Below are 21,253 nucleotides of genomic sequence, written 5' to 3'. Positions count from 1 at the left end.
CGAGGGAAGGGGGTGTAGAGAGGCTGACACCGCCCTTCTCTCTTGTGCTTTGACAGAGTACGAGTGACCCAGTCATGACCACCTATTCACCATGTGCAGGTTCTTCTTAGCGCATGCCGCCATAGGAGTACGGATGGGAATATCCGCCAGAATATCCGCCATAGGAGTACGGACGAGAGTACCCGCCATAGGAGTACGGATGGGAATATCCGCCAGAATATCCGCCATAGGAGTACGGACGAGAGTACCCGCCATAGGAGTACGGACGAGAGTACCCGCCATAGGAGTACGGGCGAGAGTACCCGCCATAGGAGTACGGGCGAGAGTACCCGCCATAGCCACCATAGTGCGGAGTGGAAGATCCATAGCCACTATAGCTGGGAGCGGAAGATCCATAGCCACCATAGCCTGGACCATCTGGCAGAGGCATTGCAATTTTCGTTGGCACGTTGGTCTTGACACTGGCAGCTGATGCCGAATGGGCCGTCCCAAGGAGCAGCAAGAGGGCGAGCAAGCTGCCGAAGACAGTCAGGCACACAAGCTTCGCACGAACTGAAAATTCCATACAATTCTCCCTTTGGATGAGAAGTCCTAAAGAGTTTTTAACACATCTCATCTAATATAAACGAACATCCTAAACCTAAATGAGGGGAACGCTACAATTTCTTTTCCAGGTCTCCTTTTTTTTATAAAACTGAAGACAAACACAAGAAATAGTGTGAAAGGACAACAAAAACGGAATTCCAGTTGCCGTGCTAAGCCTCAGCCATTTTCAGCGTTTACCTCTTTCTCTGATGGAGCACGTGCTGCCCATAGAGCAATCTTGTTCGCAAGACAGTGAAGCTCCCTTCCCCATGGGAAATCCTACGATAAGTAAGTGTAGGTAGATTTCTCTTTTTAGCCCACAGGCTAGACTGCCAGTAGATAGTGTCTTTGCCGTAACGAAGTAAGGAAAACAATGCTTCTTCTTCTTCGTTATTCGCTGTAAAAAGCTGCTTATTTATGTAACTATCTACTAGACGTACGGATGTAAGAACATCGTGCTCATATCCTTCAAAAGGTGCAAACGAAGATGAAATCAACACGATTTGATGCATTCGCCGAAGCTCCGACCTCGCGGCGAAAGGTTCTCCAGGCTCTGGCAGCCCTCGCAGGAACCAGTTGTTTGGAAGGATTCCAAATAGCTGGTCTCGATGATCATGCCATGGCTGCTCTTCACGATGGAGGACCTGGTGAGTCGGGGACCAAGCTAACAGGGCGTCTTGTCTTTCCCAATAGCCCGGAGTATGATAGCGCTCGTTTGGGCTGGGCCAGGCAGTTCTCCAAGTTCCCCATCGTCATCGTCTTTTGTCAAAACGTGCAGGATGTCGTGAATGCGCTCAGTTGGTGCCGGGAACATAATGTCGCCTTGCGAGCACGAAGCGGTCGGCACTGCCTGGAAGGATGGTCATCGCTGGATGATGGGGTCGTCATTGACGTGAGTGATATGAACCAGATTCACGTTGATACAAGCGCAGAGGTCGCGACGGTCCAGACTGGGGTCACCCAAGGGGCGGTCGTCACAGCGCTGGGGAAGATCGGGTACGCTATTCCCAGCGGAGGAGAGAAAACCCCTGGTATAGGTGGAGTGACGCTCGGTGGAGGCATCGGCATGCTCGCTCGATCCATGGGCCTGGCTTCTGATCACCTGGTTGGCGTCGAAATGGTGATCCCCAGTGGCAAACAAGGTGCCGAAGTCATCCAGATCGACGAGCATAACCATCCCGACCTGCTGTGGGCGTGTCGTGGAGGGGGCGGAGGCAACTTCGGCATCGCGACCTCCTTCACCTTCACCATTCGCCCTATCTCCACTGTTACGATCTATGAGGCAACCTGGGGTTCCGCCGATTGGCAACATGTGAGTGAGCTTTTGAGCGTCTGGCAGTCCTTGACTCCCTTTGCAGACGATCAACTGGGCTCGGTCTTCAACGCGAATTCCCAGAAAGATGGCACCATTACCTCCTCTGGTCTCTTCATCGGATCACAGGAGACACCGTTGCGCCAGTTGCTCCAACCGCTGTTTGGGATTGGCACGCCCAAAGTGACGATCCAGACCATGCCCTATGTTGATGCCTGGCTGCACTTCGCTGCCCCTCCCGATCCACCGCGCCCTGACAAGTTTTCCTCGGTCTGGGTCTATGACGCCTTTCCGCCTGAGGCACTTGAAACGGTCCATCGTTTCCTGGCGAATGCCCCCATCTCGCAGGCCAATATCTGGTGCTTGAGCTGGGGTGGCGCGGTGAGCAGGATACCAACCGATGCCACGGCGTTCTACCATAGAGATGCGCAGTTCTACATGGAGTGGGACTGCCCCTGGACGAATGATACGGAGGAGGGTCCGGCTACCGCATGGGTTGAGCAATTCCGTGAAGCGCTGCAGCCCTATGTCAATGGATCTTACATTAATGTTCCCGACCGCAGCATCACCGACCTCACGGTCTATTATGGCGACAACCTTGCCAGGCTCCAGGAGGTCAAGCGTATGTATGACCCTGAGAATGTCTTCCACTTTGAGCAGAGCATTCCTCTCACTTAGCATTGGAGGTGTGCGTTTGAGAGACGCAAGAGCCAAGAGCACGAATCCCTGCGTGCCTTGATGAGCTTTCAAGCTGCCAATATGGTTCACGGGAGCCGCGTCGTTGTCGGCGGCGCTGATATGCGCGCCTGTGTTTCGGACCCAGAGAGATCTTTCTTCTTGTGGTGAAAAAACAATGCACAGTCCTTCACCTTTTTACAGAAAGATGAAGGACTGTGCCAATGATGCGGCAAAGGATGTTTCATGCGGGAGTTTGTCTTTTATGGGTTGCTTAGATGGGTGTGTTATCGTAGGCGCTTGCCAATGGGTGTCTGGGTGAGGCATGTGACTAGGGTTGTGGCGAGCAAACGCACGAGATGATGAAAGTGGGTTCGATCCCATACGGAGGGCATGGAAATGCCTTCCCACCGCGCAAGACGCTCCAGCAGGGGAAACGGAGGATCGATGAGACGCTCGCCAGGTGTAGGCGGATAGGCTTGCCGAAACAAACCAACGGGTTCGAGCCCATAGACGCGACAAAATGAGACATACAAGGTTGCTGCGCAGGCATCGCAACTGGGATCATAGGGGAGTAGCACGGTAAACGGGCGCGCCGAGAAGAACCGTTATCCGAAATGGCTCTTGGTAACGATGGGAGCTCAATGGCTTGCAAACACCAGCGTATAGCAAGGTAGTCGATATGTGAGGAAGTCTGCTGCCCAATACACTCCCGCAGCCCTTTGAAACGTCATCTCTTGTCATGAAGCATCCACCATCTCACGAACCATGGTAGACGCTTCATGGTCATGGGAACTTTTGCAATCATTTTGGTTGATGGGCAGACAACGCACCTTATTCACGTAGAAGCACCCTTGCAAGCAAGAAATGAGCGGACTTGCATGATATTGAAATTCTATGTAATATAAACTTTTCCTATTTTAGACCATTCATAGAAGAAACAGCTTAATATTATACAAAGCAGCATTTACAGTGATAGACTCATTTTGGTGCTGCCAGAAGCAATTTTGTAAGAAAGGAAAGGTATCCAGAGACCTCTGGCCTCGGATGCGGGAAGCTTGCCATGAAAACAAGCGAGTGTCGCGTCATCACACTGCCTAACCAGCATTTCGCCCAAGGTCGTATTGTGCCCTTTTTGAGGTACCTGCAAACAAGATTCTGAGTTGAGAGGCAAGAAATGCACAACCAGGCAATGGCGGGCTGTGGGCGAGAGATCATGAACGCTCACAGCCTGTTCATTTTTCCCGTCTGTCCAGGCCGTAAGTGCTCGCTCGCGGCCTTTTTGTGTCCTGGATAAGGCCCGTCACCACACCATATAGAAAGAAGGAGAACATCGTATGAGTGAAAAAGCTGACCAAGCCCTTTTTGATTTCCTCACTGAGGAGTACAATCATCCCTTCACTGGTTGGGATTTCTCGCATCTGAACGGGAGAATGACAAGCATCAAGACCAATCCAGCTTGGGATTACACACACACGGTAACAACGGCAATGAAACAGGCTCATATCCTGCTTGATATGCACACAGGTGGGGGAGAAATACTCGCGCAGTTGCTTTCGCTCCAACCTGTCCCTGAAGTGTATGCCACCGAGTTGTATGCCCCGAATGTCATTGCCGCACGACAACGGCTCACCCCGCTTGGCGTCACTGTTTACACGGTTCGCGATGAGTGTTTGCCCTTTCCAGATAAGACGCTCGATTTTGTGATCAACCGTCATGGGAGCTACAACCCATCGGAGGTATTGCGCATTCTCAAGCCAGGACAGGTATTTATCACAGAGCAAGTCGGCGATCAGACCAATGCCAGGTTGCATGAGTTGCTTGGGCGTAAAAAGCGGTTGGAACACCCATGGAATAGCGACTACGCAGCGCGGCAGATGGAAGATGCTGGCGGTCATGTTATCGAACGCAAAGAGGAATTCTCCATAATGCGCTTTCATGATATAGGTGCCATTGTCTACTACCTCAAGGCCGTTCCTTGGGAAATGCCCGATTTCTCGATTGAGAAGTATTGGCATCAACTCGTAGAAATCCATCATCTCCTCCAACAGGAAGGGTTTGTTGATATTCCCATCCACTCGTTCTTGCTCGTTGTTCAAAAACTTTAATGCTCGCTGGAGAGTCACGTGGCCGGGAGATTCTGCGGCCTTCGTACACACCTGTTTGAGATCCTTCGCCTCAGCGATGATCTACAAGATGCAAAAACTCCGCTCGTATCTCTGGTTGCCCAAGAAAGGCACCACGTGTAACAAACGTCGTCATGGTGCCAGAAGTCCGAATGCCCCTGGAGTTCATACAGTGATGCTCACCATTAAGATTGACAGCGACGTCTTGCGTGCCCGTAATTCGGCAAAGCTCGTCAGCAATCTGCATACCAAGTTGCTCCTGGACTTGCAACTGATGTGCAAACTTATGTGCTATGCGAGCAAATTTTGAGAGTCCGAGCATCACATCTTTTGGGATATATCCAATGGATACCCTACATGTGAATGGCATCAAATGGTGCTCACAGACACTGTTTACTGATAGACCAGAAATGCAAATTATTTGATTTGATGTAGAAGATGTAAAGCAAGTTTCTGTATTTCCAGGTTGATATTCAATAAATTCTTGCCAGGCGTCAGCCCAGCGTCTCGGTGTGTCAAGCAGCCCTTCGCGGTCGGGATCTTCACCCAATGCAAGTAACAGTTCTCGACCAAGTGTCAGTAACTTAGGATAATCTACCTTCGGCAACAACTGTGGCCTGCCATGAAGTGCTTTCTGTCCATTGCGCGAAGAGAAATTACAAGAAACCGAGCGAGAAAGCCCTGCTCATTGATGGCAGGGATGCATCGCCGTTCCTTTGAAGGCGCAGGGGAGGGGTGGATCCTCGCAACAACGGATGTTGAAGGGCTTGACGAGAGGTCATTATGCTGCTATCCTAGAGAATATTTGTTCCAACTCCAAAAGAGCGATGCGAGAGGGAGAGGATGACGAAGCGTCAAGCAGCAAACGACCACACACAAGCCATAACCACTCGCACCCCCACGTTTCTGCTGGAACTGCCCTTGGTGGTGAACCAGGGGCAGGCTAAGCGCCTGCGCGCCCATCTGGAAGCGGCCCGACAACTCTACAATGCTCTCCTCTCCCTGGGGCAACAGCGCCTGCACCGCATGCGCGCTGATCCTGCCTGGCAGGAGGCTCGTGCCCTTCCTCGTTCCCACAAGGCTCAGCGAGCGGTGGCGTTCTCCGCCTTGCGCCAAGCCCATGGCTTTACCGAGGCGGCCTTGCATCAAGCGGTCAAAGGCTTGCGCGTTGGGTGGATTGCCGAGCACATTGAGGCGGTGCTGGCGCAAACGCTGGCAAGCCGTGCCTACCGTGCCCTCAATCGTGTCTGCCTCGGCCAGGCCAGGCGAGTCCGGTTCAAAAGCCGAGGGCGAGGCTTCTGCAGCATCGAGAACAAGCGCAATGACACCGGTCTGCGCTTTGTCCTGCAGCCACCCGAGAAGGGAAACGCAGGGTTCCTGCTCTGGAACGGGGACCGTCTCCCAGCCCTCATCGATTGGCAGGACGAAGTGGTGTGTCATGGCCTGAGACATCGCATCAAGTACGCTCGTCTCCTCCGGCGTCCTGCCAGCAGCAAGAGAGCGGCTGGAGCCGATGCAGAGGGCAACCGCTACTGTGTGCAACTCATCCTGGAGGGCACCCCACACCGCAAAGCGAAGCACACGGTTGGGCAAGGGATCGTTGGCGCTGATCTTGGTCCCTCGAGCCTGGCGCTCGTTCCCCAAGAGGGGGAGGCCAGCCTGGAGGTGTTGTGCGCCGAACTGGCTCCTGATGAGAGAGCCATTCGTCGTCTGCAGCGGCGGATGGATCGGCAAAGGCGAGCAGGCAACCCTGAGCACTACGACGAGAAGGGACGTATCAAGAAGCAAGGGACCAAGAAACTGCGGTGGAAACAGAGCAAGCGCTCTCAGGCAACAAGGCGACGCAAGGCCACCAAAGAACGCAAGCTGGCGGCGCATCGCAAGAGCCTCCATGGCCGCAAAGTGCACGAGGTACTTGCGATGGGCAAGACCATTCTCATTGAAAAAATCTCCTACAAGGCATGGCAAAAAACCTATGGCAAGAGTGTGGGACTGCGAGCCCCAGGGATGTTTGTAACACTGTTGAAACGCACCGTTGCAAGCACGGGCGGCACCCTGGTGGAAGTTCCCACACGCACCACGGCACTGAGCCAGTGGTGTCATGGCTGTGGCACAAAGGTCAAGAAGTCGCTCTCAGAGCGCTGGCACCACTGCGCATGTGGCATAGGTCCCATCCAACGTGACCTCTATTCGGCGTTTCTGGCTGCCTACCTTGATCCAGCAGACCCCACTCCCTCGTGTGCCCGATACCAGCCGTATTGGGAAGGTGCGGAAGCGCGCCTGCGAGCAGCACACGAGTGTCTCATCCAACGTGCGAAAGAGGGGCAGGATCTGCCCCGAAGCTTGGGTCTGACCCGAGCCAGAGCGCGTCTGCCCAAAAGTCCAGGGGAACCACCACTAGAGCCAGTTCTTCTCCCTCAAGGAGAAGAACTGGAAGCGTGAGACGAACCTCTGGAACCCCCGCTGCTTGAGCACTGACACTTACACACAAGTTGTGGCGTGCTGAAAAGAAAAGGAAGGCCAAGCGAAGGAGGAAGGCTCATGCATCAAGAACCTTTACAGCACGCCGACACATGGGCCGCCCAGGTCTTTGGAGCGGCGGAATTGGGAGATCCGCGTCGCACGGATCGTTTGATCAAGATCGCAAACGCCCTGGCAGTGAATCCCTCAGCCTCATTGCCTCACGCGTTCGAAACCTGGGGTGGGACGCAGGGAGGATATCGATTTCTCAGGAATCCAGCATTCGGATATGAAGATCTCATTCTCCCCCACTGGAGCCAAACCTACTACGCGGCGACCCACCTCGCTCGTACGTTGCTGTTGGCTGACACCACCGAGTTTGACTTTACGAGACACAACTCGCTCAAAGGACGGGGGCCGGTGGGCAACAGCCGAGACAATATCGGGTTCAGCTTGCACACGGTGCTCGCAATGGACCCTCAAACACAGGAAATCTTGGGATGTATGATGCTCACCCCATTCATTCGCCAGCTTGCCCCACTTGGAGAGACGAAGGCACAGCGCAAAAAGAGGGTGCGAGAATCGCGAGTCTGGGAAGAGAGTATCCAACAGATCGGACAAGTGCCAGAGCACCACCAATGGATCTATGTGAGTGATAGCAATAGCGATGTCTACACGTTTTGGCAGGCATGCGAGGAGCTTGGGTATGATTTTGTCCTACGAGTGGCTCAAGATCGCAACGTAGAAATTTCGCAAGGAGAGGAGCAAGCCGCGTTCGATGAAGGGCATCTTAAGACATTGGCTCGTGCCCTGCCTGGCGTGGATGTTCATTTGGTGAGCATTCCTGCCCAGCATGCTCAACCGAGGCGAGATGCCCTTCTCCAGATCAATTTTCAAAAGGTACGTGTCCAGCCTCCTCTGCATGGAGCGTGTTTCCGCAAAACGGAGATTGTCGCCTGGGTGGTACGGGTTTGGGAATCGCAGCCACCCGAAGGACAAGAGCCGTTGGAATGGATCTTGTTGGCCACCCTTCCAATCACTTGCCCAAGCGAGGCATGGGAAGTGGTGCAATGGTATGGCTGGCGCTGGCTGTTGGAGGATTTCCACAAAGCCCTCAAAACGGGTTGTCGGATAGAACAGCACAATGTGCAAAGCATGGAGGCTCAGTGGAAATTACTTGCAGTGTTGACTCCCATCGCCTTGCGTTTGTTGATTATTCGGCACACGGCGCAGGAAGCAGAGGAAACGCCTGCGACCAACGTGATTTCGCCAGAGGCCGTCCAAGTGCTTCTCTTCCTGGATAAACGCCATCGCAGCATCACGACGGCCAAAGAGGTGTGGCACGCGATTGCGCGTCTGGGAGGCTACCTCGACCGTAAGAGCGATGGTCCCCCTGGATGGCAGACCTTATGGAAAGGATGGATGCGCGTCATGGACGTCTTGGATGGCGTTCATCTCGCTGCCCTTCTCCATCCTTCATAATTTGTGTGTAAGTGACAGTGCTTGAGCACGGGGAGCTCTCAGGAATACTCATACTTCCTCCCATCCTTTTTAACGGCCTCTGTTATACGCCTCGTTGATTGCCCCATAAAAGGACATGCAATTGCGGAAGAATGGTCACATTGTGCCACTGATCCTTATGCACGCGCGCAATCAGCCAATCCAGTCGGTTAAGAACGCCGGAAAGATCCACCTGCTGGGCCACGTGTGGCGGTGTGTGATTGCCTACCTGTAAGCACATCTGAATGCCAGGATAGCGTGAAGCAACATATTTAGCGTAGGAGTAATCCTCTTCATCAAAGATGACAATTTTGAGGCTGGTTTGAGGCCCCCTGTCTTCCTGTGTTCCTCGAGCATACGAGACACACAGGTCCAACCGTTCCCATTTGGTTGGCTGAGTTCCAATCATTCCCGGTGGCTTGGGAGAAAGTGTTAGGTAATCCAGTTTGGCAAACCAGGGTTGAGCAATACTACCTTGCGTTTCGAGTGCAAATGTATAGCCAGCGGCATGCCCCATATCAATCAGGCTCTCTAACGGTTGGATGGCGGGATTGCCACCTGAAAGCGTCACGAGCAGAGGCGTATACTTTGCCAGGCGTTGTACCTCAGCAAAAATGGCTTCTGCTGTCATCGGGTTCCATTCAGAACGATATTGCGGAAGGACAGCATATAAGCTATCACAATTCACGCAGCGGTAATCACATCCCCCCGTACGTACAAAGACTGTCGGCTTCCCGATTAAAATTCCTTCCCCTTGCACTGTGTTCCCAAAAATTTCAGAAACGAGAATAGATCTCGTCTTTTGGGGTAGATCGGAAGCTTGAGGAATATACATATTCACCCCCCATCAGCGTTGTATGTGTTTACCGCTCATCTTGTGTGATCTCCACATAGCCATTTTCCGTTTCCCAGAGGCGCACACGATAAAGCATCTCCTCAGAAACGCCCCCGGCAATCAGCCTCTCCCAGATCCAGTGAACGAGATTTTCTGCCGTTGTGCGGATACCTGTGAGCGCATTGAGATCATTATGATCCATTCCCCCCTGGTGACAAAACGTATCACTTCCGGCAATCTGTTCGAGAATGGCGGTATTGACCAGTTTCTTCAGATCGTCAAAATCCATGACCATACCCTCTTCAGATCGTCCAGGCGTCATGTTGAGCAGGCCACGTAAGGATATTTCTAAACGATATGAGTGTCCATGAGGGCGTGCGCACTTTCCCCGATGTCCCGGTAAATGGTGCGCGGCATCAAATTTGAACACTTTGGTAATAATCGCCTGTTTCATTTCATGCTCCTTGAAAGCACTTCTTTACTACTCAGAACGATCCTTGACAATCATACCAGATCTAGACAAATGAGCCTGGGCCATGCACACTTTTGAAACGTCATGTGCTATGAGCGCACCACTCCCGATGAGGTTGTAAGACAACTTCAGAAGATACTGCTGCGAAACCTTTTTACGCTTTTGATATCAATGATTATTTGTATTATTGATATGTATAATGCTATTAAATCATTTGTTGCATTTGCAATATACAGAAGAAGTGTAGAACTCCGGTTTAAAATGAGGCAGGAATATGGTATCCCCTACAGAAAGAAGCCGTCTGTGGAGGAGAGGATGCTTCGATACATGGAACGTTTAACGATTCACTTTTTGAAACAAAAGGCTGGGCCAATAGTCAGATTGCCAAGTGTACAGGACATCGTCGTGGCACAATGCAAGCACCTCTGCACGACCTCATAGAGTTCTATCACTGCATGATTGTCAAGGATCGTTCTGAGTATGAATGATACGACATATTCGTGATGAGAGAAGTCTTCAAATCATTGTGCAACACGAGAATGATGTTATCAAAACTGTGGTACTGTTACCTTGAAAACATGTTTAACTCTTTCTCCCTACGGCATTCTTTATTTACGGTGATATACACTAATGAGTTTTCTATCGTGGGGAAAAATGAAACATTATGAAGAGAGGATATCAGTGCGAAGCACCTCAGAAAAGGAGAATGTTATGACAACAAGGATCGATCGTACTGCTGTCTTAAGTGTCAGTGGGGGCATGGATAGTTGTGTACTCGTCTACTATTATGCTTCGGCAGGCTTTAATCTGCATTTGCTTTCATTTGATTACGGTCAGAAAAATGTGAATGAACTAACCTACGCTGAAAAATATATTGCCAAAGCACGAGAACATTTCTGCAAGGGTTCCAACGCGATTGAAATTAGGCACCGTGTGATCGAATTGCCCCTTGCACAGCTCCTTGAAAACTCTGATTCTGCCCTCATCAATGCCAGTCGTTCGATGCCTTATGGACCTGCTACCACTGAGAGCCTCAAGGCCATTACCGTTCCTTACCGTAATCCGAACATGTTGATCCAAGCTACTACTGCTGCTTGGGATGTGGAGGCTAGCATTGTTGCCTATGCAGTTCATTATAACGAATATCCACTTCCTGATGCCCAAGAAGCCTTTGTGAAAGCCTTCAACCAAATGCTCACTGTGGCCATGAACACCAGCACGATCAAAGTAGAAGCTCCTTTTCTGTCCTTCACGAAAGCGCAGATTGTTCGTTTGGGAGCCAGCTTCAATGCTCCCTTTGAGCTGACCTGGAGTTGTTTTGAAGGCGGAAGTAATGGGTTAGAAGAAAAACATTGCGGAAAATGTGCAACATGTTTAGACAGATATAATGCCTTTAAACTTGCAGGTATTGCTGACCCTACACGGTATGCAAACAATCCTAAAAGCTATCCGCCTCTTGAGAGAAAGCAAGGAACAGCAGGAGAAGGAGCATGAGGTTTTGGACGTATTTGATCCTATTTCTGCCTGATGGCTGTTTCAAAAGGTACACCATCGAGGCTGGGGATCGATTTGGAAGTCAAAAGTCCACAGTGTTGGCGTAAACATGGCTAGTCATGCGCTCTCCATCCTCCTTAAAAGGATCGAGGCAGCGCACACAAACGCAAGTGTGTTAAATTTAGGCACGATGGCACCTACAGCGGATGATAGGGTCTATAGTTATCATTTGTTAAAATCATAAGTTTACCTATACCGAAGAGTTCCTTAGCTACCTTCCTCACGTCCTTAACCAGTGTTGAGTTTTTTGGATCCACGCCTTTGTCGATGCTCACAATGTCCTCACGATCATATCTTCTGGCTGTAACGGTTGCATGCTGACTCTGGATGTCAATAAAGTACCCATGATACTCAACACCGTACTGAGGAGTATCAATAACGTCGTCAAATCGTCTCAGCGTCACAATATATTTTCGAGAGTTCACAGTCATCTTTTTCATTACCTGCGTCCTCGGCGAAACGAAAAGTCGTCAATTCCTAAAGCAGTGACCAAACCGGCGCTAGGGGTGGGAAGATCCATGATGCGTCGCACGAGAGTCATCCATGAGGTGGAAATGCCCAGATGCGCTGCTAGTCGCGCTCCCAATCTTCCCGAAGTGGAGAGACCAATAGCTTGGATAGCGGCAATCAAACGAAGCGTCATCTGCGCCCAGGGTTCCACGAACGTAGGCAGACGCTCTGTGAAGATCTTCCGCTGGCAAGCAGAATTGCGACAAAAGAATTTGCGCACTGCCAGGCGCAAACGAACGTTACGGCCTCCACAAGGCACATCTCGTACGGTTCTGCTGTAATGGCTATGAACCGAAGTGGATGCTTGAGCACAGAGAGGACAGCGTGAACAAGGACGAGTGCTTGCCACCGAAATGGTGATTTCCTCTTGGATCTGCATAATGCATAGTCCTTCCGGAAGAGACAAGAGAGGCAACCCTTCCATCACCAGTTCCTCGTGAACACTAGAGAGCAGCATTTTTCACAAAGAGTATATCATTACTTCTCAATGCATGTACTGTAACAGAAGTAAGTAGGCAGATTCACCAAAGTTGTGTATGAACCTCCGAAGCTCATACACATCCCTATTGCCTATTTTTGGCAAGGATCTTAGAGTTCCCTCAGCTTCACCCGCCTGAAGCGGGTCACGTCGATGGTGCCCACCTGAGAAAAAATAAGGGATTTTACCGATAGGAGATAGTGCTAATAGGACTTGACGATTTTCTGAAATTCGCTAAAATCTACATAGACACTTAAATTTATTGAGATTTTTGAGGTTTGCATGGATATTGTTGTTGTTGGTGCCGATCACACGACAGCACCTATTGCGTTGCGTGAGCGCCTTTCATGCTCCGCGCGCCAGGTTCCTCAAGTGCTGAGTGCGGCGCGCCAGATTTCGCAAGAGAGTGTGCTGCTTTCAAGCTGTAACCGCATCGAGCTTTACGCTGTATGTGAGGATAAAAAGCAAGGAATTGCCGACGTATTGCGTGTATTGAGTGAATCGCGGGAGGTAGCAGGCGAGGAACTCCTCGACCATTGCTACACGTTCACCGGCCAAGAAGCCGTAACCCACCTCTTTAGCGTGGCTTGTGGTCTTCGCTCTCTTGTTCCCGGTGAACCTCAGATTCAAGGGCAGGTCGTAGACGCGCTGGAAATTGCGCAGGGCGCTGGCCTGAGTGGCCCCATTCTCTCGGCGCTTTTTCGCGCCGCTGTCACGACCGGGAAACGCGCGCGCAATGAGACGGGTATCAGCCGTAACGCCGCCTCTCTTAGCCACGTTGCCGTGCAACTAGCACGTCATCTCTTTCCCAGGCTTGAGGAGGCGGCTGTTTTATTGGTTGGCTCAGGCCAGATGAGTGAATTGGCGGCGCGCAATCTCTATGACAATGGGGCGCATATTTTGACGATTGTCAATCGCACCTACGAGCACGCTACGGAGCTGGTCAAGGCAATAGGCGCGAAACACCGTACCTTTGCTGAGCTACTCCCAGCGCTAGTAGATGCTGATGTAGTAATTAGCTCGACGAAGGCTCCACACGCCCTTATTAACCTGGATATGATGCAGCAGGTTATGGACAGGCGTGCCGGCCGCCCGCTCTTACTGGTTGATATTGCGCTTCCTCGTGATGTCGAACCAGGGGTCGCTGACCTGCCTGGTGTGCATCTTTATAATATAGATGATTTGCGGTCTGAGGTGGACAGAGGTATTCATTTGCGCTGGCAAGAGGCAGAGCATGTGCGTGCAATCATCGTACACGAGGCCGAGTTCTTTGAGCGTTGGCTCTCTTCACTGAGCGTGGTAGGCACGATTAGTGACATGCGTAAACAGGTCGAACTGTTGCGCCAGCAGGAACTCGCTCGCACACTGCGTCAGCTCTCTGCCTCGCTCTCGGAGCGGGAAGTGGCGGCTATGCAAGAATTAACCCATCGCCTTGTCAATAAAGTTTTGCATACACCGACGTTACGTTTGAAGGACGCGGCCGCAGGTGGGCAGGGACATGTTTACGCCGAAGCTATGCGCTATCTCTTTGCATTGGAAGATTATAATGAAACGAATCACGCTAGGAACACGAGCCAGCAAGCTCGCCATGATACAGACCCAGTCGATCATCGAGAAGATACATCAGCAGTGGCCGGACGTTGAAATCGCGATTGAGCAAATTCGCACCATAGGCGATCGGGTGACAAGTATGCCGGTTTCGCGCATTGGTGGCGATGGTGTCTTTGTCACTGAAATAGAGAACGCGCTTCAAGAGCGGCGCATCGATATCGCGGTGCATAGCCTGAAGGACTTGCCAACCGCGCAACCCGAGGGGCTCTGTGTGCTCACGCCAGGACCGCGCGAAGATGTGCGTGATGTGCTCGTATCAAATGGGACACTGCGTATTTCCGCTCAGGGCGTTCTGGAAGGGACAACGCCTGGGCGCGCGCCTCGTATCGGCACCTGTAGTCTGCGGCGTACGGCGCAGATTCGTTATCTCTGTCCAAATGCGGAGATCCTCTCGCTGCGTGGGAACGTAGATACACGCCTGCGCAAGTTTGAGGCTGGCGAGTATGACGCGATCATCCAGGCGGCTGCGGGGCTGCATCGCCTGAACCTGCAAGCCACCTTGGAAGGGAAGCTCAGTTATTTCCCGGTCGCTCAGATGTTGCCCGCGCCAGGACAGGGCGCATTGGGCCTGGAAATTCGGGATGAGCCAGCTTTCCGTGAACTGCTGGCTCCTTTGCAAGATAAGAATGTACAGGCAGCTACCAGCGCCGAGCGTACGTTTATGCGTCGTCTGGGCGCTGGGTGTTATCTTCCCGTAGCGGCCCACGCGTATATCGTCCATGAACGTCTGGTGCTCCGCGGGCTGGTAACGAGCCTGGATGGGCAGCGACGTATTCTCGTGCAGCAAGAGATGGGCTGGAATGAGTATGGCATCCTTGAGAATGCCGAGCGCTTGGGTATTGAACTGGCCGAGAAAGCGCTCGCGCAAGGTGCGTATGCTATTATAGCTGAGATTGATGGAAGTCGCGTGCAGGAGCAGCAACATGTCTGAAATGCAGGCATCCACGCTCCCTTTACAAGGTAAGCGTATTCTGGTCACGCGTACACGCAAACGGACCTCCGCCTTTAGCGCCCGGCTGCGTGCGCTGGGAGCGCTGCCTGTCGAGTTCCCTACCATTCGCATTGCCCCCCGCAGGACTGGCGCCAGTTAGACGCCGCCTATATGGCGCTGGGCCGTCTCTGGCGTATGATTGGCTGATTCTGACCAGCGCGAATGGTGTCGCCATCTGTATGTAACGCTTGCGTACACTGGGCCTATCAGTGTTTTTCTAACGGAAAAGTATTAACCATATGACTGAGGCTGAGCTTACCCGTTTTTTCTTCTCTGCGTTTAAAAACTGGATTTCTCTCTTCGCTAGCAGGTCTTGTCAGATATCGAGTGTCTCATGAGACTTCGGGCTTAATGCAACGAAATAAACATTTTCAAGCAGTATGCAATGGCCTCTAGAGCCGATTTATCAAAAGCTCATATGTAGTTATATGGTACATAATACTTTTCCGTTAGAAAAACTCTGATAGACCTATACCTCTCGAAAGGATGGTTCATAACATGAGTATTTTACGCCATTTAGAAGTAAAAGATCGCAGCACAATTATTCGAGTAGTAGACGAATGGTGGGGAGGGCGGCCAATGGCAGGCCTTCTTCCGCGGCTCTTCTTCGAGCATTTCCAGCCAACAAGCTTTGTGATTGAGGAGGATGGAAAGCTTCAGGCTTTTCTGGTAGGCTTCCGTTCTCAGACAACACCAGCGGAGGCATATATTCATTTTGTCGGTGTGCATCCTGGCGCACGAGGCAAAGGTGTTGGTCGCAGCCTCTACGAACATTTCTTTGAAACTGTACGCCAGCTTGATTGCACCGAAGTGCACGCTATCACCTCTCCAGTAAATAGAGGATCAATTGAGTTCCACACCAGCATGGGCTTCGAGATTCTGCCAGGGGACGCGGAAGTTGATGGGATCGCAGTAACCACAAACTATGACGGATTGGGCAGCAATCGTGTCCAATTTCGGCGCTACCTGGAAAAATAGAAATCATCGATGATGTGAAATCTGTTTTCAGTCGCATCATGGGCTTTGCCTGACCGGGGCCACGAGCCGTTTCATGCTAGGATTTACTCAAGGTCTATCAACGATTACAGTATTTTCCTGATTTGCAGACGATCATAGGCTTCTTGGATGCGCACGCCCGCATAGATCAGCAGAACGAGCAAGGCCTCATCCCGCAGGCGTAACCGGAGATCAAGAGAGCCACGGGCGGTACGCAGCAGGGCATCGACAGCCTGATCAGGCAGCGAGCGCGGCGAGACAGGCGTCGAGGGAATGTCAGGGATCTCCTTGGTGGGATTCTCGGTGAGCAGTCGCTGTTCAACTGGCCAGGAACAGACGCAGCGCAACGTCGAAAGCCCGCGATTAATCGTTGCGGGGGCTGCTCCCTCGTCTTGTTGGCGAAAGGCTTTCCACGCGCGCAGATCCCTCTCAACCACCTGTGTCAGGTCGAATGGTCGCTGGGACATATGCTCCCACCAGGTGCAAAACTGCAAGAGATCGGAGCGAATTGCGCGTTGGGTGGTGGGGGCCTTCCCTGCGGGCGTTAAAGACGCACATACTGTTCCAGAATGGGATCGAACATACTGCTCCTCTGGTGCTGCATTGGGCCGTTGACGGCAGTATTCCAGACACGTGCATCTTATCGGCACCGAGAATCTACCAGAAACCACCGGGAAACGCAACACCTTATCGGCATCGTGGACCTCTTTTTGGGGATTCACGGTGCTGATAAGGAAAGTTCTCGGCAGCGTCATTCTTTATCTTTCTCCTTGAGCCCAGGCAGAAGGGAGATGGACCATCTTGCCCAAAACGGTGGGGGCAGGACATTTGCCTTCCGATTTTTTCCTTGCTATACTATGACGTGTTGGGAGGGACGTATACAGTGTTGGGAAGAACGGAGGAAAGGAGAAAAAGGTCAATGCCCAGGACACCTCTTCACACGATCAGCTGGTCCCAGGATCACGCATGGTATGAACTGGTTTCCCCTAACCAGGTCTTTGTCCCAGGAGATGAAGAAGCATGGCAGGCCTGGCTTCTCGGCCACGACTCCTTCGCCTTCCAGGGACGAGCAGGGCGCCTCAATGTATACAAAGAGGCTCGGCCACGCGGAGGACAGTACTGGTATGCCTACCACACGACGGGCAAGCGGACAGACAAACGCTATCTCGGACACACGACAAAGCTGACGTTTGCACGTTTAGAAGAGGTTGCAGCGGGACTCACCCAGGGAAAACCGTTCCAGAAGACAGAATCACCGTTGGGAGGTACCCCTGAGTGCTCTGTCCCCCCCCAATGCAGCCAGAGAGGGAGACCTCTGCACCTCTTTCTCCGCGTCCGGAACAGGTGCAGCACGTCTCCCTCCTGCTCCCGAAATTGCGCCCGCCGCGTTTACCCGCGTGGTGTGTCTCGCGAGAGCATCTGCTGGAGCGCCTGAAGACAGGCGGCCAGGACAAGCTGACCCTGGTGCTGGCCCCAGCAGGTTCTGGCAAAACCACCCTGGTTCGTCAATGGATCGAAGTGCAGGGTCAGGACACGCAAGCAGCATGGCTGTCCCTTGATCCAGAGGATGATGATCCGATCCGCTTCTGGCACTATGTGTTGACCGCCTGCGAGCACTTTGAGAGCAAGCCAGGTCAGGAGGCGCTCACGCTTCTTGCAACCCACCGGTCCCTGTTTCCACAACTGGTCCTTAAACAGATTCTCACCTCCTTCCTGAATGACGCTGCTCGGCACGGCTCGCGCTTGCTGCTCATCCTTGACGATTATCATGTCATCACCTCTTCGCAGATCCATGAGTCGTTGACGTATCTCGTCGACCATCTTCCTCCGACGCTCCACCTGGTCATCCTCAGCAGGCACGAGCCCGCCCTGCCGCTGGCTCGCTGGCGTGCCCGTGGCGATCTCCAGGAGATTGGGGCCGCCGATCTGCGTTTTTCGCTGGAGGAAGTGGGCGCGTTCCTCCAACAGGCCTTGCCCGTTCCACTCTCAACAGAGCAGCGTCAGACGCTCGAAGCACGTCTCGAAGGCTGGCCGACAGGCTTACGTCTCCTGGCCCTGGCTCTCCAGGGGAAAAGCGAGCGGCAAGAGATTGAACAAGTGCTTGCCGAATTTGGTGGCAGTCATCGCTACCTGCTTGACTATTTTGCTCTCGAAGTGCTCTCCTCGCTACCTGAAGAACAGCAAAACTTCCTGTTGCAAACCAGCCTGCTTGGGCGCGTCACGGCCTCACTGTGCGATGCGGTCACAGGAGCTCGAAACAGTGAGCAGACGCTCCGGGAGATGGAACGCTCCGGCCTCTTCCTGCAAGCGCTGGGGGGCGAGCCTCCGTGGTATCGCTATCACGCCCTTTTTGCCGAAGCGCTTCAAGCACAGGCCCACAAGAGGCTCGGTGAAGAAGCAATGCGGCAGTGCCTGAGTCGGGCCAGCGACTGGTATGGGCAGGAAAAGATGTTCGCCGAGGGGATTGAAGCCCTGCTTTCGGCGGAGGCGTGGGAGCGGGCGGCAACCCTGATGGAACGCATGCTCACGATCCAAAAACAGCCAGCCCTCCAGGAACGCGTCACGCTGCTGCGCTGGCTGGAGTTGATCCCTGAGCAGGTCTTAGAAGCCCACCCGGACCTGTGCGTCCACTACGCCACTGCGCTCCTGTTGACCCTTGACCCCAGTTCACCAGGCACGCTGGGCCTTATCGAGGAGCCATTGAAGAGCGCTGAACGCACCTATGAGCGGGAGGAGGCGTGGGGAAAACTGGGCGAAGCGCTCTCCTGTCATGCCGAGGTTGTGCGCTGGCAGGGAGACTTCCCCCTGGCACTGAGCATTGCCCAGCGCGCGCTCACGCTCCCGCCGGAGTCGCCGATGCTCTGGCGAGGGGCTAGCATTCTAATCGTCGTCACGAGCGAGATGCAGAAAGGGCGACTGGAGGAGGCTCGGCGGTTGATCCTGGAGGGGCAGCAAGAATATGAGACGTTCCAGGTGCCTGGCTATAATCTGCATGGAACCACGTACATGTTGGGCGAAATAGCGCTCCAGCAGGGCAGGCTGCACCAGGCAGACCGATTCTTCCAGCAGTTGCTCGCGCTTGCGCCAGAGAACCCGGTCGAGCAGATGATGGCCCTGTTTGGCCTGGCGCAGATTGCGTATGAGTGGAACCACCTGGCGGAAGTCGAGCAGAACCTCGCGCGGGTGCTTGAGTTGGGAAACACGCACCGTGATGAATTGGGGAAACATGTTGTAGAGATGGCGCATCGCTTCCCGGCTTTGCTGCTCCTGGCCCGTGTGCAAGAGGCCCGAGGGGAGTATGCGCAGGCGCAGCAGGCATTACAACACCTGCTGGCTTTCGCGCAGGAGCGCCAGTACCCCCTCTATGCTCGCCTGGTTCTGATGCAACAGGCGCAACTTGCCCTCGCCTCTGGCGTTCTGCCAACAGTTGAGGATTGGCAGGCGACCGCGAACCCTCTCGGCGACGCGCCCATTGCCATGCTGCAAGAACAGGAGGATTTGTTGCGCGCTCGCATCCTGATTGTGCGAGGTGAAATGACGGGGGCGCTCCACCTTCTGGACAATTGGCAGGAAGAGGCGCGGAGCTTTCGGCGTCTGCGGAGCGAGGTAGAGATTTCCACCCTCCGGTCACTCGCCTACGCAGCCAGCGCGCAGCCTGTTCAGGCCGCGCAGGCGCTCAAAGAGGCCTTACGCCTTGCTCAGCCAGAGGGTTTTCAGCGCATCTTCCTGGAGAAAGGGGAGCCGCTTGCCACCCTGCTGCGGACACTGTTGCTTGATTTTCGCGAAGAACCGTCCATTCAGTTTACGCGGAGTTTGCTACTCGCCTTTGTCAGTAGATCAGGAGTGTCAGCGGTGCCCGCTCACGCAGGTTCGTCGTTGTTGCTGGAGCCCCTGACAGAAGCCGAGCAGCGTGTGCTTCGCTTGCTGGTCCGAGGCCGCACCAACCTGGAGATTGCGGCAACCCTGATGGTCTCAATCAACACCGTCAAAACACAGGTGCAGAGTATCTACCGCAAACTGAACGTCAAAAGTCGCTGGGAAGCGAATGAGGCTGCGCGTCGCCTGGACCTCCTCTAGCGAGAGCCGTGTAACCTTTTCCGGCATGCGTTCAAAGATCACCCGCTCAATCACTCTATATGAGGATGAGCCATCCCCTCACAAGCTCTATACTTCTTTCATACACACCAAGCACACATCGCTACCTGGTACGAGCGCAACAAAAGCGACTGGGAGTATGTCAGGCGCTTGCTGGATAGCCTCTTATAAAGGAAAGGTACTGGTATGAATGAGAAATTGACCACCTATATCAACGACGTGTTTGCTCCCTGCGAGGGAGTCAAAAGCGCCGCCGAATTAAAGACGGACCTGCTCTCCAACGCGCAGGAGCGCTTCCGTGAACTCAAAGCCGAGGGCAAGGATGATGAAACCGCCTTGACCATGACCATTGAGAGCATCGGCGACATTGAGCAAATCGCGCGGGAAGTTGCTAACCTCTCCCACGCGCTGGAGCGGCAGGTATTGATAGATTTTAGCGGGAGCAATTTGCCAAAGAGCGACTTTGTGGGCGTGATCGCGCAAAAAGGAAATTTTCAAGGGAGCGCGTTGCGGGGCTCGGACTTTACGGACGCAGACCTGACTGGCAGCTCGTTTTCAGGCAGTGATGTACGTGAGGCCACTTTTGACCGCGCAAATCTGACAGACTGTAACTTTTCCGCAAATGATCTTGTGAGTACAAGCTTCCGCGAATCAATCCTTGTTCGCACCAACTTCAGTGCGTCGGGGCTGGACGGAGCACAATTCATCGGCGTCAAGTTGAATGATGTCAAATTTACTGCGACCGACCTGCGAAAAACCACCTTTGAGCGCTGTACCTTTCTCGGCGTGGACTTCTCATGTTCCGACCTGCGCGAACTGCGATTTGATGGGCAGACCTTTCTCGGTGTCAGGTTTGACCAGACAACACTGAAGGATGTGTCGTTTCAGGGCGCGATCCTTAAACAGGTGTCTTTCCGCTTTGCGTCACTCTGGTCGAGCGGCAAGCGTGCTGTACAATCCATTCACTTTGACGGCGCGATGATGGATAAGCTCACGTATGCCGCACTCAAAGGCATGGGAGCTGATGTATCGAAGGTAACTGTTTTATAAGCA

At 53.1% G+C, this 21,253-nt stretch carries 20 protein-coding genes; 12 read left to right on the top strand and 8 right to left on the bottom strand.

Features of this window, described 5'->3' with window-relative positions:
* Positions 1-72: 72 nt before the first annotated feature.
* Positions 73-396, bottom strand: a complete 324-nt coding sequence (locus tag K3T82_RS32820; RefSeq protein WP_220197746.1) for a hypothetical protein — start codon at positions 394-396, stop codon at positions 73-75.
* A gap of 676 nt (positions 397-1,072) precedes the next feature.
* On the opposite strand from K3T82_RS32820, the gene K3T82_RS32815 reads away from it, so the two are divergent.
* Positions 1,073-2,575, top strand: coding sequence for an FAD-binding oxidoreductase (locus tag K3T82_RS32815; protein WP_220197745.1), 1,503 nt, complete (start codon positions 1,073-1,075; stop codon positions 2,573-2,575).
* A 284-nt stretch (positions 2,576-2,859) separates the two neighbouring features.
* On the opposite strand, the gene K3T82_RS32810 is transcribed toward K3T82_RS32815, so the two are convergent.
* Positions 2,860-3,153, bottom strand: a complete 294-nt coding sequence (locus K3T82_RS32810; protein WP_220197744.1) for a hypothetical protein — start codon at positions 3,151-3,153, stop codon at positions 2,860-2,862.
* Positions 3,154-3,909: 756 nt separating this feature from the next.
* Between K3T82_RS32810 and K3T82_RS32805 the strand changes: the two genes are divergently transcribed.
* Positions 3,910-4,680 (top strand): class I SAM-dependent methyltransferase, encoded by a 771-nt coding sequence (locus K3T82_RS32805; protein ID WP_220197743.1) that lies wholly within the window; start codon positions 3,910-3,912, stop codon positions 4,678-4,680.
* 70 nt (positions 4,681-4,750) lie between these two features.
* On the opposite strand, the gene folE is transcribed toward K3T82_RS32805, so the two are convergent.
* Complete coding sequence (folE, locus tag K3T82_RS32800; protein WP_268886701.1) at positions 4,751-5,305, bottom strand: GTP cyclohydrolase I; 555 nt, start codon at positions 5,303-5,305, stop codon at positions 4,751-4,753.
* 236 nt (positions 5,306-5,541) lie between these two features.
* On the opposite strand from folE, the gene K3T82_RS32795 reads away from it, so the two are divergent.
* On the top strand, positions 5,542-7,140 hold the full coding sequence (locus K3T82_RS32795; RefSeq protein ID WP_220197741.1) for an AAA family ATPase: 1,599 nt from the start codon (positions 5,542-5,544) through the stop codon (positions 7,138-7,140).
* Positions 7,141-7,239: 99 nt separating this feature from the next.
* A complete protein-coding gene (locus tag K3T82_RS32790) occupies positions 7,240-8,640 on the top strand; it encodes an IS4 family transposase (RefSeq protein ID WP_220197740.1) in 1,401 nt (466 codons plus the stop codon).
* 82 nt (positions 8,641-8,722) lie between these two features.
* Here K3T82_RS32790 and queE read toward each other — a convergent pair whose 3' ends face one another.
* Together queE and K3T82_RS32780 are read right to left on the bottom strand one after the other, a co-directional pair.
* Positions 8,723-9,493, bottom strand: coding sequence for a 7-carboxy-7-deazaguanine synthase QueE (queE, locus tag K3T82_RS32785; protein WP_220197739.1), 771 nt, complete (start codon positions 9,491-9,493; stop codon positions 8,723-8,725).
* Between the two features lie 28 nt (positions 9,494-9,521).
* Entirely contained in the window at positions 9,522-9,947 is a 426-nt protein-coding gene (locus tag K3T82_RS32780) for a 6-pyruvoyl trahydropterin synthase family protein (RefSeq protein WP_220197738.1), read from the bottom strand.
* A gap of 729 nt (positions 9,948-10,676) precedes the next feature.
* Here K3T82_RS32780 and K3T82_RS32775 point away from each other — a divergent pair.
* Positions 10,677-11,459 (top strand): 7-cyano-7-deazaguanine synthase, encoded by a 783-nt coding sequence (locus K3T82_RS32775; RefSeq protein ID WP_220197737.1) that lies wholly within the window; start codon positions 10,677-10,679, stop codon positions 11,457-11,459.
* Between the two features lie 197 nt (positions 11,460-11,656).
* Here K3T82_RS32775 and K3T82_RS32770 read toward each other — a convergent pair whose 3' ends face one another.
* Positions 11,657-11,959, bottom strand: a complete 303-nt coding sequence (locus K3T82_RS32770) for a hypothetical protein (RefSeq protein ID WP_220197736.1) — start codon at positions 11,957-11,959, stop codon at positions 11,657-11,659.
* The gene (locus tag K3T82_RS32765) at positions 11,959-12,408 is read right to left on the bottom strand and encodes a transposase family protein (protein WP_220197735.1); all 450 of its coding nucleotides are present in this window, start codon (positions 12,406-12,408) and stop codon (positions 11,959-11,961) included. Before K3T82_RS32765 ends, K3T82_RS32770 begins: the two co-directional genes overlap by 1 nt.
* A gap of 381 nt (positions 12,409-12,789) precedes the next feature.
* On the opposite strand from K3T82_RS32765, the gene hemA reads away from it, so the two are divergent.
* The 4 genes from hemA (at position 12,790) to K3T82_RS32745 (ending at position 16,087) form a co-directional block, all read left to right on the top strand.
* Positions 12,790-14,151, top strand: a complete 1,362-nt coding sequence (gene hemA / locus K3T82_RS32760) for a glutamyl-tRNA reductase (RefSeq protein ID WP_220197734.1) — start codon at positions 12,790-12,792, stop codon at positions 14,149-14,151.
* Positions 14,096-15,049 (top strand): hydroxymethylbilane synthase, encoded by a 954-nt coding sequence (gene hemC / locus K3T82_RS32755; protein ID WP_220197733.1) that lies wholly within the window; start codon positions 14,096-14,098, stop codon positions 15,047-15,049. The genes hemA and hemC overlap by 56 nt, the downstream gene beginning before the upstream one ends.
* Positions 15,042-15,209 carry a uroporphyrinogen-III synthase gene (locus K3T82_RS32750; protein WP_220197732.1) on the top strand — a complete coding sequence of 56 codons (168 nt, stop codon included), beginning with the start codon at positions 15,042-15,044 and terminating at the stop codon, positions 15,207-15,209. Before hemC ends, K3T82_RS32750 begins: the two co-directional genes overlap by 8 nt.
* 398 nt (positions 15,210-15,607) lie before the next feature.
* Positions 15,608-16,087, top strand: coding sequence for a GNAT family N-acetyltransferase (locus K3T82_RS32745; RefSeq protein ID WP_220197731.1), 480 nt, complete (start codon positions 15,608-15,610; stop codon positions 16,085-16,087).
* 104 nt (positions 16,088-16,191) lie between these two features.
* On the opposite strand, the gene K3T82_RS32740 is transcribed toward K3T82_RS32745, so the two are convergent.
* Complete coding sequence (locus K3T82_RS32740) at positions 16,192-16,860, bottom strand: tyrosine-type recombinase/integrase (RefSeq protein WP_220197730.1); 669 nt, start codon at positions 16,858-16,860, stop codon at positions 16,192-16,194.
* A gap of 164 nt (positions 16,861-17,024) precedes the next feature.
* Between K3T82_RS32740 and K3T82_RS32735 the strand changes: the two genes are divergently transcribed.
* The 3 genes from K3T82_RS32735 (at position 17,025) to K3T82_RS32725 (ending at position 21,250) form a co-directional block, all read left to right on the top strand.
* Positions 17,025-17,540 carry a hypothetical protein gene (locus K3T82_RS32735; protein WP_220197729.1) on the top strand — a complete coding sequence of 172 codons (516 nt, stop codon included), beginning with the start codon at positions 17,025-17,027 and terminating at the stop codon, positions 17,538-17,540.
* Positions 17,450-20,182 carry a winged helix-turn-helix domain-containing protein gene (locus tag K3T82_RS32730; RefSeq protein ID WP_220197728.1) on the top strand — a complete coding sequence of 911 codons (2,733 nt, stop codon included), beginning with the start codon at positions 17,450-17,452 and terminating at the stop codon, positions 20,180-20,182. The genes K3T82_RS32735 and K3T82_RS32730 overlap by 91 nt, the downstream gene beginning before the upstream one ends.
* Positions 20,183-20,386: 204 nt before the next feature.
* Positions 20,387-21,250, top strand: a complete 864-nt coding sequence (locus K3T82_RS32725) for a pentapeptide repeat-containing protein (RefSeq protein ID WP_220197727.1) — start codon at positions 20,387-20,389, stop codon at positions 21,248-21,250.
* The last annotated feature ends 3 nt before the right edge of the window (positions 21,251-21,253 follow it).

Origin of the sequence: Ktedonospora formicarum, from assembly GCF_016587355.1 — a bacterium.
GTDB classification, from domain to species: domain Bacteria; phylum Chloroflexota; class Ktedonobacteria; order Ktedonobacterales; family Ktedonobacteraceae; genus Ktedonobacter; species Ktedonobacter formicarum.
The sequence above is the reverse complement of the archived record's forward strand: the minus strand, read 5'-3'. Positions and strand labels throughout refer to the sequence as shown.

What these genes read in the sequence shown, in the direction of transcription:
- K3T82_RS32790 (WP_220197740.1), top strand. Translation starts at nt 7,240, where the DNA reads ATGCATCAAGAACCTTTACAGCACGCCGACACATGGGCCGCCCAGGTC.
- K3T82_RS32805 (WP_220197743.1), top strand. Translation starts at nt 3,910, where the DNA reads ATGAGTGAAAAAGCTGACCAAGCCCTTTTTGATTTCCTCACTGAGGAG.
- K3T82_RS32745 (WP_220197731.1), top strand. Translation starts at nt 15,608, where the DNA reads ATGAGTATTTTACGCCATTTAGAAGTAAAAGATCGCAGCACAATTATT.
- queE (WP_220197739.1), bottom strand. Translation starts at nt 9,493, where the DNA reads ATGTATATTCCTCAAGCTTCCGATCTACCCCAAAAGACGAGATCTATT.
- K3T82_RS32750 (WP_220197732.1), top strand. Translation starts at nt 15,042, where the DNA reads ATGTCTGAAATGCAGGCATCCACGCTCCCTTTACAAGGTAAGCGTATT.
- K3T82_RS32795 (WP_220197741.1), top strand. Translation starts at nt 5,542, where the DNA reads ATGACGAAGCGTCAAGCAGCAAACGACCACACACAAGCCATAACCACT.
- K3T82_RS32735 (WP_220197729.1), top strand. Translation starts at nt 17,025, where the DNA reads ATGCCCAGGACACCTCTTCACACGATCAGCTGGTCCCAGGATCACGCA.
- hemC (WP_220197733.1), top strand. Translation starts at nt 14,096, where the DNA reads ATGATACAGACCCAGTCGATCATCGAGAAGATACATCAGCAGTGGCCG.
- K3T82_RS32770 (WP_220197736.1), bottom strand. Translation starts at nt 11,959, where the DNA reads ATGAAAAAGATGACTGTGAACTCTCGAAAATATATTGTGACGCTGAGA.
- K3T82_RS32775 (WP_220197737.1), top strand. Translation starts at nt 10,677, where the DNA reads ATGACAACAAGGATCGATCGTACTGCTGTCTTAAGTGTCAGTGGGGGC.
- K3T82_RS32725 (WP_220197727.1), top strand. Translation starts at nt 20,387, where the DNA reads ATGAATGAGAAATTGACCACCTATATCAACGACGTGTTTGCTCCCTGC.
- K3T82_RS32765 (WP_220197735.1), bottom strand. Translation starts at nt 12,408, where the DNA reads ATGCAGATCCAAGAGGAAATCACCATTTCGGTGGCAAGCACTCGTCCT.
- K3T82_RS32740 (WP_220197730.1), bottom strand. Translation starts at nt 16,860, where the DNA reads ATGACGCTGCCGAGAACTTTCCTTATCAGCACCGTGAATCCCCAAAAA.
- hemA (WP_220197734.1), top strand. Translation starts at nt 12,790, where the DNA reads ATGGATATTGTTGTTGTTGGTGCCGATCACACGACAGCACCTATTGCG.
- K3T82_RS32820 (WP_220197746.1), bottom strand. Translation starts at nt 396, where the DNA reads ATGGATCTTCCGCTCCCAGCTATAGTGGCTATGGATCTTCCACTCCGC.
- K3T82_RS32815 (WP_220197745.1), top strand. Translation starts at nt 1,073, where the DNA reads ATGAAATCAACACGATTTGATGCATTCGCCGAAGCTCCGACCTCGCGG.
- K3T82_RS32780 (WP_220197738.1), bottom strand. Translation starts at nt 9,947, where the DNA reads ATGAAACAGGCGATTATTACCAAAGTGTTCAAATTTGATGCCGCGCAC.